At 48.5% G+C, this 12,821-nt stretch carries 12 protein-coding genes; 6 read left to right on the top strand and 6 right to left on the bottom strand.

Features of this window, described 5'->3' with window-relative positions:
* The first annotated feature begins 7 nt into the window (after positions 1-7).
* Positions 8-886, top strand: coding sequence for a DUF72 domain-containing protein (locus tag ACWA2B_RS12535; RefSeq protein WP_165148712.1), 879 nt, complete (start codon positions 8-10; stop codon positions 884-886).
* Here ACWA2B_RS12535 and ACWA2B_RS12540 read toward each other — a convergent pair.
* From ACWA2B_RS12540 to ACWA2B_RS12560, 5 genes are read right to left on the bottom strand one after another with little or no spacing between them, the layout of a single operon-like run.
* Positions 878-1,993: a tetratricopeptide repeat-containing glycosyltransferase family 2 protein gene (locus ACWA2B_RS12540; RefSeq protein WP_029518351.1), complete on the bottom strand. Its 1,116-nt coding sequence runs from the start codon at positions 1,991-1,993 to the stop codon at positions 878-880. The two genes, ACWA2B_RS12535 and ACWA2B_RS12540, sit on opposite strands and share 9 nt — an antisense overlap.
* A complete protein-coding gene (locus tag ACWA2B_RS12545; RefSeq protein ID WP_341071200.1) occupies positions 1,990-2,865 on the bottom strand; it encodes a class I SAM-dependent methyltransferase in 876 nt (291 codons plus the stop codon). The genes ACWA2B_RS12540 and ACWA2B_RS12545 overlap by 4 nt, the downstream gene beginning before the upstream one ends.
* Positions 2,858-4,207: a nucleotide sugar dehydrogenase gene (locus tag ACWA2B_RS12550; RefSeq protein WP_341071201.1), complete on the bottom strand. Its 1,350-nt coding sequence runs from the start codon at positions 4,205-4,207 to the stop codon at positions 2,858-2,860. Before ACWA2B_RS12550 ends, ACWA2B_RS12545 begins: the two co-directional genes overlap by 8 nt.
* 2 nt (positions 4,208-4,209) lie before the next feature.
* Positions 4,210-5,190 (bottom strand): polysaccharide biosynthesis protein, encoded by a 981-nt coding sequence (locus ACWA2B_RS12555; protein WP_341071202.1) that lies wholly within the window; start codon positions 5,188-5,190, stop codon positions 4,210-4,212.
* A 19-nt stretch (positions 5,191-5,209) separates the two neighbouring features.
* On the bottom strand, positions 5,210-5,917 hold the full coding sequence (locus tag ACWA2B_RS12560) for a glycosyltransferase family A protein (RefSeq protein ID WP_029518347.1): 708 nt from the start codon (positions 5,915-5,917) through the stop codon (positions 5,210-5,212).
* Between the two features lie 215 nt (positions 5,918-6,132).
* Here ACWA2B_RS12560 and ACWA2B_RS12565 point away from each other — a divergent pair, with 215 nt between their 5' ends.
* Positions 6,133-6,846, top strand: coding sequence for a GT-D fold domain-containing glycosyltransferase (locus ACWA2B_RS12565; protein ID WP_165148703.1), 714 nt, complete (start codon positions 6,133-6,135; stop codon positions 6,844-6,846).
* A gap of 257 nt (positions 6,847-7,103) precedes the next feature.
* Positions 7,104-8,231: an SGNH/GDSL hydrolase family protein gene (locus tag ACWA2B_RS12570; protein ID WP_165148700.1), complete on the top strand. Its 1,128-nt coding sequence runs from the start codon at positions 7,104-7,106 to the stop codon at positions 8,229-8,231.
* A gap of 219 nt (positions 8,232-8,450) precedes the next feature.
* Here ACWA2B_RS12570 and ACWA2B_RS12575 read toward each other — a convergent pair whose 3' ends face one another.
* Positions 8,451-8,867 (bottom strand): hypothetical protein, encoded by a 417-nt coding sequence (locus tag ACWA2B_RS12575; RefSeq protein WP_069011025.1) that lies wholly within the window; start codon positions 8,865-8,867, stop codon positions 8,451-8,453.
* 168 nt (positions 8,868-9,035) lie between these two features.
* On the opposite strand from ACWA2B_RS12575, the gene ACWA2B_RS12580 reads away from it, so the two are divergent.
* From ACWA2B_RS12580 to ACWA2B_RS12590, 3 genes are all read left to right on the top strand, one after another.
* The gene (locus ACWA2B_RS12580; protein ID WP_449292256.1) at positions 9,036-11,006 is read left to right on the top strand and encodes a methyl-accepting chemotaxis protein; all 1,971 of its coding nucleotides are present in this window, start codon (positions 9,036-9,038) and stop codon (positions 11,004-11,006) included.
* Between the two features lie 56 nt (positions 11,007-11,062).
* Complete coding sequence (locus ACWA2B_RS12585) at positions 11,063-11,239, top strand: YjfB family protein (RefSeq protein WP_080658659.1); 177 nt, start codon at positions 11,063-11,065, stop codon at positions 11,237-11,239.
* A 190-nt stretch (positions 11,240-11,429) separates the two neighbouring features.
* The gene (locus ACWA2B_RS12590; RefSeq protein ID WP_209949749.1) at positions 11,430-12,785 is read left to right on the top strand and encodes a dipeptidase; all 1,356 of its coding nucleotides are present in this window, start codon (positions 11,430-11,432) and stop codon (positions 12,783-12,785) included.
* Positions 12,786-12,821: the final 36 nt, after the last annotated feature.

Genomic DNA, 12,821 nt, shown 5'->3' on the forward strand with positions numbered 1-12,821 from the left:
GGAAATTATGATTCAAATTGGACTTACGGGTTGGGGCGATCACGATGACTTGTATCCAACGGGTACCAAAGCTAACCAAAAACTAAGTATCTATGGAAGCCATTTTCCGGTAGTAGAAATGGATAGCTCTTTCTATGCGGTGCAGCCCACAGATCGTATGGCACGCTGGGCGGCGGAAACCCCTGACTCTTTTTCATTTCTCGTCAAAGCCTACCAAGGCATGACTGGACATACCCGCGGCAAGCAACCTTACTTCAAAACAATAGATGCCATGTACGAAGCACTGCATGCATCGATAAAGCCTCTTCACGAAGCGGGCAAGCTCAAAGCCGTGCTGTTTCAGTACCCACCCTGGTTCGACTGTACACGTGAGAATGTCGCTGTACTGCGAGACACAAAAAATAGGATGGGAGAGGTCCCATCCGTACTTGAATTCAGACATCAAAGCTGGTTCACACCCGATTTTCGGAAACAAACGCTGGCATTCATGCGTGAAGAAGGCTGGATACACAGCGTATGCGACGAGCCGCAGGCAGGACCAGGGTCGGTTCCCATTGTGCCGTTGGCTACAGACGGTAATCTGACAATCGTACGTCTCCACGGGCGGAACATATCGGGCTGGAATCAAAGCTCTGCACCGAATTGGCGGGAGGTTCGTTATCTGTATCGGTACAATGAACAAGAGTTGACCGAATGGAGAGACAGGTTGCTGGAGCTGGAGCAGCAAAGCCGCGAGGTGTGTGTTATTTTCAACAACAACTCAGGTGGAGACGCCGCTGCTAATGCCAAGCAGCTCATGACCATGCTTGGCATGGACCCTAAACCTTTTCCCCCTCGCAAGCCACACGAAGAGAATAACGGGCCGGAACAGCTTGAACTATTTTGAGGAACGGGCTGAGGGTGGGGAGTTGGAAATAGCCTCCTTGAGCTTGCGTGCATTATCCAGTAAATGCGGGTCGTCAGGTAAATAGCGTAAAGCGGTCTGGTTATGCTCATACGAAGCGTCCAGCTGACCTACATGGGCATAGCAATGGCTGAGCCGCACATGAGGTAACCAGGAGTAGCATGGTAGTGGAACAGGTCGCATACCCGGAAGGTGATGCTGTTGCTCCAATGCCTTTTCGTACCAGTACGCGGCAGTGCTCCATTCGTTTCTTGTGAAAAACCAGTCACCGATCATGCAGCACAAGTCTGATTGCGGTACACCGTATCGAAAGGAACGTAACAGACGATCCAGCTGTTGCTCCGGCTTCCCGAGGTGAAGATAGCATTCCGCCGACCGCGCACAAGCGGTAATCCGATCCTCACGGTAGCCGCTCGGCTCCTCCAACAGAAGATTGAACGCCTCTACCGCCTCGGCATATTCTTTACGGTCAAAACATTCATTGGCGTGCAAATACAGCAGACGCCCCTCCAGCTTGCCGCTTTCGCTGATCCACCGGGCGAGAATACGTTGGTTACGGAGCATGTGGTCTTGCATTCGGCGGTGTGTTACTGCCACATCTGAATGAACGATTTGCCCCTGAGGTATCACCAGATCCTCATGCAGACGCCCTTCCCAGCGGTATTGTCGCTCGCGCTTCACGAGACGGATACGGCGTGAGGTGAACAACAGTTCACCCTGCTCCCCCTCTGCCAAATGAAGTGGCATCACCACTGCGTCGATATCCTTAGACAAACGCTGCTTCAAGGCACGCAGGCGCTCACGATCCGGCTCCAGCAGCACATCGTCCGCATCCAGCCACATGACGTAGGAACACGTCGCCTTGTCAAATGATTCATTACGGGCGGCTGCAAAATCATCCTTCCATTCAAATGTATATAGCCGATCCGTATAGCGCGCCGCTATCGTCTTCGTCTGATCCGTCGACCCCGTGTCCACAATAATGATTTCATCCATCAGGTCTGAGACCGAATCCAGACAGCGGGTAAGTGTGTGCTCCTCGTTCTTTACGATCATGCACAAGCTGATGGTCATTGGATGCTCAGTCATGACTTCACGTCATCCCCTTTACCTTTGGCTGATTCTCCCCTCGTTTTTCCGGTAGACTCGCCAGCAGTATATGCAACTCTCCTTTCAGCCTGCGTCTTGTCTAACTGTTCGACACGTGCATACCTTTCCATCGGCAAAAGTTGTTCCTCCATATACCGGATTCGCTGTACCGCCTTGTCGAGTGCAGCCTTTCGCTGATTCATTTTGCGAACATGCTGCTGCTCCACCAGTCGAAACTGCTCCTCGTCCAGTTTCATCCACTCATTCAGATGCTCTACCTTTGGTTTGGCCTCACGCAGTTCTTTCGACTTCTTGCGGCCGGCAAAGCACAAATATTTGTGATGCACCTCCAGCGCTTTTTCATCAAAATAAGGATACAACACACGGGAGAGGCTCCCGGCATAGTAAGTCCGCTTGTGATCATGAAACGGATGGTATCCATAAGGTACAGATAAGACGAGCGTTCCCTTTTTATTCAACAAGCGATAAGCATGAGCCAGCAGAGTGTCGGGATGCGCAAAATGTTCCAAAATCTCGCCTAAAATAATGGTGTCAAATCCACCGGGAGGACGCTCAAATTGTGAAATGTCCTTTAACTGAAAGTGGACTCTTCCCCGGACGGGTGCTGATTCCCGACGAAGTTCTTTTTTTGCATAAGAAATACTGTCCTCTTCCAAATCAATGGCCGTTACCTCAAAACCTTCCCGCGCAAGCAAAATGGACGTTATGCCCTGACTGCACCCAACATCCAGCACCGTATGGCCCTGTACATGGCGGCAAATCCAGTGAATTCTATTGCGGGTGGCTTCATGAGATTCTTCCGAATTGATCTGCCCGTAATAACGTTCGTTTACCTGATCACGGTTAGCCAACAGCGGCGCCCCCTCCATCACCGGGATGTCCTAAGATCACGACATGTCCACCTGTGCAATGCACTGTCGCATTACGTGTATCGAAGACCAGCGGGGCATGGTCGACCAACTGTTGGTAGTTCACCACAGAATGGTCTGTCGTAATGACTACGATATCTGCACTTTCCCATAGCTGGGCATTTGCCGTCCGAGATGGGATTTCTTCGCCGTTCAGCTTAAAACTCGATACATACGGGTCGGTGAAGCTAACCGAAGCACCCATTTTAGTTAAATGCTCGAACAGGACAAGAGCCGGGGATTCGCGAACATCATCAATATCCTTTTTGTAGGCCACACCTGCCAGAATGATGTTGGCCTTGTTTATGGCTTTATCTTTCTGAGCAAGCATAGCTTTAATTCGCTCCGCAATATACAGCGGCATACGCCGATTCATGCGATCTGCCAAGTCCACGAATTCCAATGGAAAACCATGCTGCTCGGATTTCCATGACAAGTATAGCGGATCAACCGGGATACAGTGCCCCCCGATGCCAGGTCCCGGATAAAAAGGCATATAGCCGAATGGCTTGGTGGCCGCTGCATCCAGTACCTCCCATATATTAATGCCAATTTTCTCACAGGCGGCTGTCAGCTCATTGACCATTCCAATGTTGACGCTGCGGAACGTATTCTCGAACAGCTTGGCGGCTTCCGCCACGGTTGTCGAGCTGACCGGTACAATTTGATCCAAAAAGGACCCATAGAAACCTACTCCCACTGCCAAACAATCTGGCGTGCAGCCGCCGATCACCTTGGGTGTGTTGCGAATGTTAAAATGAACACTGCCCGGATCGACACGTTCCGGTGAAAAACACACATAAAAATCTTTCCCCACCGTCCAGCCCCTGCGCTGCTCTATCACCGGACGAATCAATTCCTCAGTCGTCCCCGGGTAGGTGGTGCTTTCCAGAATCAACAGTGTCTGTCTACGCAAATGAGGTATGGCCTGATCAATAGCCGTTTCAATATAGGACGTATCCGGTTGGTGTCCGTCCGTCAGTGGCGTAGGCACGCAGATCACGACGATATCCGCATGCTCCAGTACCTTGATATCCGTAACCGGATGCAATTGCTGCCCGATCAGACCTTCCAATGCATCATCACCAATGTCTATGATGTACGACTTTCCTTGAAGCAGCTTGGCTACTTTGACGGGATCGGAATCCACACCATATACATTATAACCAGCCTTTGCCATTTCCACTGCCATGGGCAGCCCTACATAACCGAGGCCGATTACCGCAACCTTTACAGTTCCTTTAGTTATTTTTTCCATAAGCTGCAAAATACCCACCTCTTTCATCGTTACTCCATGCCTCGCAGTAGCTCAGCAATTCCAGCGCGATCCATTAACTCATCGTCCGAGCGATATTGATCAAAGCTCACTCGTTCCAATCCACCGTATTGGCTCAGTAAGCGCTTGTCTGCTTGCTGGGGAAGAATAACAAAATAGCGATCATCATAGCGATACGTATGCGGCACCTCATAGGGCGAAATCAGCACCTCATGCAGCTTTTCCCCACCACGTATACCAATCTCCTTCACTTTCAACGCAGGCTGACCCGCCTGTTCTTTCATCACTTCTGCCAGATCTGCAATATTGCAGCCCTTCATTTTCATCACAAGTGTCTCTCCCCCAATCGCCGTGACAGAAGCCTTCAGCAGCAAGCCAATCGCTTCTCCGAGCGTGAGGAAAAAGCGTGTCATATCTGGGCTCGTCAGCGTTAAATCCTGCCCATCCGCGATCTGGCGCTTGAACAGGGGCACGACACTTCCACTCGTCCCCAACACGTTGCCGCCGCGTATACACACAAAGCGAGTACGCTCACTTAAAGTGTTGGCGCGGATCATCAGTCTTTCACCTATCGCCTTCGTCATGCCATATACATTCACCGGATCTACTGCCTTGTCTGTAGAGACATCAATTACCTTGGCGACTCCCTGCTCAATGCTGGCCCGGATCACGTTTTCCGTACCGTGTACGTTCGTCTTGAAAGCCTCTTCCGGCTGTCTCTCACACACAGGGACATGCTTTAATGCCGCCAAATGGAATACATAATCCACTCCGCGACATGCCTCCTGCAATGCCTGAAGATCTCGAATATCTCCAATCATGAAATTCAGGCGAGGATCCGATAGAAATTGCCGCTGCATGGCAATCTGTGCAAATTCACCGCGTGAGAAAATACGAATCTCCGCCGGGTCCTCCTTCAGCAATTCAGCGGTTAGGCGTTGCCCCCAAGATCCCGTTCCTCCGGTCACCAGCAGTTTTTTTCCTTTGAACAATATAATCTCCTCCTGACCGTTACGAATTGGCAATGCCTGTTCCCAGAAATTCTGCCAGCACAGCATTCATTTCATTCTCTGACAGCCGATCCTTCGCCGGCACTTTTTTCACCGAAGTATTGGCAGCATGAATGACGTTCACATAGTTGCGAAGTGGAATGATCTCATGCGGCAGCTCCGTTACATATCCGTGCGTACCCTTTCCAGGAATGACCACACGGTAATCATTCAGAAAATCTTCCACTTGATAGCGAAACACATAAAAAGAAGGCGAACGGTGAAACACCGGTGCCATCTGCCCCTCAACCGCATCCCACAGGTAACCCATCTGGTTCACCAGCGCAACCGTCTCCGATTGAAACTTGTAATCATGCAACTGTTGTACAAAGGACTGGTGATACAAATCGTCGGAATCTATTCGAGCAATGAGCAGTTCGTCCGCACCTTCGATGTACGCATGGATACGACGTTTACTTTCGATGCTCGTACCAAAACGGATGTGGTCGGGAATGGGCTCATGTCGGGCCAGCTCCTCTTCCACGATGTCACTGCATCCGCCCGCCAGCTTGACGACAGATAGGAAATCCGCATTTGTCTGACTGAGTAAACTACGCAGCGTAAAGGTTCTGAATATATCCAGTCGCTCGCTGATCCACTCACGTGTCAGGCGGTTGGGATTCATCCCATAGTTATTAAAATTAATTTCAATTACAACCTTGCGATTCATTGATCTTCCTCCCTTTCAACCGTCTTCTCTCAAGTTATGAAGACGCTCCTGAAACGGCACGTACAGATACAACGAATCTTGTAAAAATAGGTAGAATCCAAAAAGAATAGCCGTTCATACAAAAACCTTTTCGCTTTCGACATATGATAGAATACAAAGTTTTTTACTCCATCTGAAAAGTTGAACAAGCAGGAACGACAGGGAGGAAACATGATATGACGAATCCAAAGTATCTGGAGATGGACGAGGTACTGAAGCGTTTGAAGCTAGCACTCGATCAGCACCAGTCCTTTTCGCTCATTCGTATTGGAGATGGTGAAAATTTGGTGTTGGCGCAGGATACCGTCTGGCCGATGGAAAAGGTGTTACAGGAACGTTGGGCGGTCAAAGCCAATCTCGGTCAAAAGGGACTGTTTCTACCAAATACGGAGCTACGGGACGCGGTGGCTGAGGCAGTGAGCAAAGCCAGCATTACTGGCATTTTGCCATATGATGACGAATCTATTAAAGCACCATCCTATATGAAGCGGGAGCTGACCGATCAGGTCTTTGCTCACTATGCTCTTTCCCCCCCGCTGACCTGCCACGCCTGCCTGAATCGGTATTTGGCTGGGACACCCGCTTTCTGGGACATGCTGAAAAATCGACGCATTCTGCTGGTCACCCGGACGGCCGCTGAAGTAAAGCCTGTTCTTGAGGCTGATCCGTACAAGCTGCATATCGCGCACACGCTGGCATTTCATCAATATGAACAAATGCCTGAAACACTCCAATGGATCGCAGCACACAAAGATGACTTTGACATTGCCCTGTTCTCTTGTGGTGTCAATGCAGTCGTGTTAGCACAAAAAACAGCAGAAATCACTGGCAAAGTAGGTATAGACTTCGGCAAGGCGACTAATATCGTCATGTTCGGCAAAGCTAATTAATAGATAAAATAATATTTGTGAAAAAATCCACTTAGCAAGTAATCTTTGCTCCGTATATCGAAAAGGCACTAGCAAATTTCAATTTTGCTGGTGCCTTTTTGATATCATATGTGGTTCTAAAGCGTGATCAAAAAGGATAATCCATATAAAGCTTTGAGCCCTTGCTTGTTTAGAAATAGAATTTGAGATTTCCTGTCACTTCTTTTACAATATTACAGAAACTAGCATTCATTAAAAACCATGAGGAGGGTGTTTAATTGTCACATAACAAGAGATTGAAGACATACACACTTACAAAAGCAAAGCATATAAAGGTTCATGGTCGAACTACGCAAACACGTACACCGCTTACTCTATTTTGGACAGGCAGTGGCATTGAATTGAATATCAAAGGCTCAGAGCTGTGGATTGAAATTGAGGCCGATTACCAGGTGTATGAGCCCTGGATCAGTATTGTCATCAATGGTGTCCCGATGAGTCGCCTGATGGTGACTGCAGGACGGCATTGGATCTGTCTTTTGAGAGGGTTAAACCCTGATACAGTCAAAAATGTCCGTGTGGTCAAGGATGTCCAGCCTATGAGTTCGGACCCGCACTGCTTGTTGCAAATTCATGCCCTGAAGGTTGACGGAGAATTGCTACCGGTCACTGATAAGCCCCTCAAGGTGGAATTTATCGGTGACAGCATTACCTCGGGAGAAGGAACGATTGGAGCGAAGGACGAGACAGACTGGGTTCCCATGCTGTTCACAGCACTACGCAATTATACAGCCATAACAGCCGAAGCACTAAATGCGGACTACCGAGTGTTTTCACAAAGCGGCTGGGGTGTCCTAACGGGCTGGGATAATAATCCCGATACGAACATACCGGCATATTATGAACAGATTTGTGGTGTGCTGACCGGTGAGAGAAATGAAGCATTAGGGGCATTTTCAGATCATGATTTTACCTCATGGCAGCCGGACGTGGTCGTAGTGAATTTGGGGACTAATGACGGGGGAGCCTTTTATTCTCCTGCATGGACGGACCCAGCAAGCGGTAAAGTGTACAAGCAACGCTTGAACGAGGACGGCACATTCAATGAAGAAGATTTACAAGCTTTTGAAAGCGCTATCGAATGTTTTCTTGTCAAGCTTCGGAATTGCAATCCTGCGGCTCATATTGTATGGGCCTATGGGATGCTGGATACTCCTATGATGCCCTCAATCTACCGATCAGTAGATGCATACAAGAAAAGAACGAGGGATGGGAATGTGTCTGTATTCCAACTGCCTAACACGACGGAAGAAACGATAGGGTCTCGCAGCCATCCCGGGCTCCCCGCCCATACCAAAGCGGCAGATGAGTTGACAGTGTATTTGCGAGAGATTCTTAAGAAATAGAATCCGAGAAGCACGATCAACTTTGTAGAACACGCTCATAAAGGAAATTACAACAACTAGGTCATTTGTGCTCTCAGTGTTGTTGAGAATTATAGCCACGAGTCTGTAGCAGCTGTCTGTCTATGCTCGTGGCTAGTTGAGCTTCTGCGCAGCGGCCTATCCTAGGAGAACCACGAACAGGCAGCGAGTATTTACTAAAGAAATATTCACCTGATATATTTACAGAAACGGAGTCGAAGCGATGCCCGTGAATACCTCTGGACCATTACGAACAGTGGTCGAAACACCAGAAATATAAGAAGAATATACTGTTTGTATTGCCAATGGAGCGGATAGATCCTGTGCATTAAAAGCTTGCGTTTCATTAGATCCGGTCACGCCCAGTACCCCCTCGGCGCGGTAGACTACCTCGCTCGGATCATAGTCGGCTCCACGCACGATTTCAACTGCATACGTATCGCCAAGCTCACCGATTAGACCAATGGAACCACTAAAAGTCACAATCGGACCTGGCACAAGAAAGGTTCGCAGAGTAATCAAACCGAATCGCTCCGGTATAGGACCCAGTTGAATATCGGGACCTTCACCTGTCTTTGATGAATTGGTGGAGCTTCTCATATCCAGAAAAAAACCCATACCATATCCCTCCAAATTGCAAGATACTCCATGTTATGCAAGAAATTCTTTGGCGTATTGGACAAATTAGTAATAAATCTATCAATTCAGCTCAAAATAACCGATAGTAAATACATATGATATAAGCTTTAGAAATGAATATATATATAGATAGAAAGCAGGGGTTAGATGAAACGACTGAAAACATTAACACTACGCAAGAAATTGACCGCAGCATTCCTTCTGGTCATGCTTGTTCCTAGTATTATTGTAAGTTCTTTTTCTTATCAAGCAGCATATAACCAGACGGACCGCCAATTACTTGATAGTGCGACAACTAGCGTTACTGCATCCGATCGTGCAGTTACTCAAACGATTCAAGCCAAAATCGCGGATCTCGAATATTACTCTACAACGATGACGGCTAGTGATAACAGTGCTGAAGCAGATGATGCCATTCTAAAAAGATTACAAGTTTATTTGAAAATGCACGCGGAAGCTGTTGATATGTTTGTAGGAACCCCCGAAGGTAAGCTCATTATTGGCAAAGCCGTAGGCTCCACAAACGATCCTCGTGAGCGCCCGTGGTACAAACAGGCCCTGGAGAAACCCGGTCAAACCGTAATCAGCCCTGTTGGACTCAATACAGCTAAGATCCCCGTTGTGTATATTTCACGTACACTTCCCGACAACAGCGGTGTTCTCGGCCTTTCCCTGAACCTGAAAAATTTGAAAGAAATCACAAATTTAAAAATCGGACAAAATGGCTATATTATGATATTAGATGGTACCAAACGTATCGTTACCCACCCGACAGAAGTCAGCGGAAGTACCAAAATGGGGGATACGATACCCGAATTGTTTGCCTCCAAAGAAGGCAGCTTTAGTTACGATCTTAATGGCGTAGACAAACACCTGATTTTCAAAACTAATGCGCTGACGGGCTGGAAAATTGCCGGAACGATGGACAAAGCAGAAACCAGTGCCTCCGCCCAACCGATTCTTATCACGACGATCGTAGTGTTGGTGATTGCAGCCATCATCATTGGTGTACTCGCAATGTGGTTAATCAGCAGTATACTTAAGCCCATCCAAAGATTACGTAATTCTATGGATGCCATCAGCCAAGGTAATCTTTCGATTAACGTGGCTACGACCAGCACTGATGAAATTGGTGAATTATCAAGATACTTCCAACAAATGGTAGATAACCTGCGTAACATGATTAGAGAAATTCAAGCGATGACAGGCAATTTGTCGGCATCCTCGCAAGAGCTGGCAGCAGGTGCAGAACAAACGACCCGAGCTATCGAGCATGTGACCATAGCCATTCAAGATGTGGCTGCAGGCAGCGAACGCCAAGTGAGCAGTGCTAAAGCTAATCAGACACGGGTTAGCGGCATGGCAACAGACATCACCGCTATGACCGAAACTATGGCTGAAATGACTACTTACTCCGCACAGGCCATTCAGGCGTCGGATGCAGGCAGTGAGCATATCGGCAACAGCGTCGTTTCTATTGATGGCATTCGCACTACCGTAGAAGAACTGGACACCATTATCGGTGCTTTGAATGACCGATCTGGGCGAATCGGAACGATTGTTACTGTCATTACGGAAATCGCCAGCCAGACTAATCTGCTCGCATTGAACGCTTCTATTGAAGCGGCACGCGCAGGGGAGCATGGCAAAGGTTTTGCTGTCGTGGCCACAGAGGTCCGCAAGCTGGCTGAAAACTCAGCTCATTCCGCACAACAAATTCGTGAACAGATTCAAGGGATACAGAGCGGTGTATCTGAAGCCTTGATAGCTATGGAATCCGCCAAGGAACGCGTAAGCGATGGTATCAATTCCATTGACCTATCCGGTCGCTCCTTCTCCCGCATCCGTAGAGCGGTAGCCAAATCAGCGAAGCAGCTGGATAACGTCGCAGCTTCTACCGCTGGAGTCGCAGATGGAACGAGTACAGTCGTCAGCAGCATGGAGGAAATTACACGCATCGCTGAAGAAGCGGCATCCCATACGGAGACCGTGTCCGCAGCCGCAGAGGAGCAGCTCGCCTCCATGGAAGAGATCGGTTCGTCTGCCGCAGATTTGACCCGTCTGGCAGAACAGCTTCAAGATTTACTGACACAATTCCAATTGGATGAAACAAAATAACCGTTCCAACCGATAAATACAGAGAAAGAGTCTTCACAATGAAGGAGGGTTGGAACATGGATATCGCAGCATTATCAACAGGTATGAGTCAGGCCAGCTTGGCCCAAGCCGCAAGTGTGAAGGTATTAAGTATGGCTAAAGATCAGGCTAGTGAACAAGGACAGGCCTTAGTGCAGATGATGGAAAAAAGCGTACAGCCTCATCTTGGCGGTCAACTGGACATTCGCGCGTAGATACATGCATATGCTTGGTTAAGGGCGATTCTACTCAGGTCTGGACAGACCCGGGTAGAATCGTTTTTTTATCTCCCAATTTTTCGTTCAGCACAAAACGTAGTAAACTAGACATATCGTCCACGACCTCGGTTCGGAGGATAGCGCAACATTCACACGATTTACATTGAAAAAGGAGGATACATAGTTTATGAGTTATTCTGAATATTTTAAAAAAGCCAGAGAGCAACAACTGGGCGAGTTACAGGAGTGGTTGTCCATTCCAAGTATCTCAGCATTATCGGAGCACAAAAAGGACATTAACCAAGCAGCTGATTGGCTGGCTGCCAAACTGACTGCTGCTGGTCTGGAAAACGTTGAAATCATTCCGACCAAAGGGCACCCGCTGGTATATGCGGATCATTTGCACGCACCTGGTAAACCAACGATCCTCGTGTATGGACACTATGATGTACAACCCGTAGACCCGCTTCACCTGTGGGAAACGCCGCCGTTTGAGCCATCCATACGTGATGGAAAATTGTATGCGCGCGGAGCGACAGATGATAAAGGACAGGTTTTCCTGCACATTAAAGCAGTTGAGGCCATTTTGAAGCAGGAAGGCAAATTGCCGCTGAACATTAAATTCTGCATTGAAGGCGAAGAAGAAGTATCCAGTCCGAACTTGCTTGAGTTTTTGCAAACTAGAGCTGAACGTCTGGCAGCCGATGCTGTACTGGTGTCCGACACTTCCTTGATCGAAAAAGGAAAGCCTGCCATTTGCACAGGTTTGCGTGGATTATGCTCGCTAGAAGTCGCCATTCACACGGCGAACACAGATCTACATTCCGGTTCTTTCGGTGGCGGCGTGCCGAATGCCCTGCATGCTCTGGTGTCCTTGCTGGCAACCCTGCATAATGACAAAGGCAGTGTAAGCGTCGAAGGATTCTACGACGATGTTGCTCCATTATCGGCAGAGATGAGAGAAGAATTCATGAAGCAAGGCTTCAATGAGAGCAAGCTGCAACAAGATCTTGCACTTGATTCCCTCTTTGGTGAAGAAGGATTCAGCTTCGTTGAGCGTGTGGGGGCTCGTCCGACACTGGAACTGAACGGCGTATACGGCGGCTTCCAAGGGGAAGGTACGAAAACGGTCATTCCGAAAGAAGCTCACGCTAAAATTACGTGCCGCTTGGTGGCTAACCAGAACCCGCAAGACATTCTGGACAAAATCGAGCGCCATTTGCGCGCCCATGTTCAGGCAGGAGCTACCCTGGATATTCAACAGGGCGAAAAAGCGAACGCCTTTAACATCGACCCGTCACACGCGTTTCTGCAAGCGGCGGCCGATGCTTTTGAGAAGGTATACGGTGTGCGTGCCCTCTTTACCAAGGATGGAGGCTCCATCCCAATCGTGGAGACTTTCTCCCGTGTGCTGACTGCCCCAGTCGTGCTGATGGGTTTCGGCTTGCCAGATGAGAACCTGCACGCGCCCAACGAGCATTTCAACTTGGACAATTTTGACAAGGGTCTGCTGACGATTGTGGAGTTTTTGAAATCGGTGTAAGTAAACTAAAAAGCATTCACAGCATGGAACCATCCT

The sequence above is a fragment of the Paenibacillus sp. CMM36 genome (genome assembly GCF_053570945.1).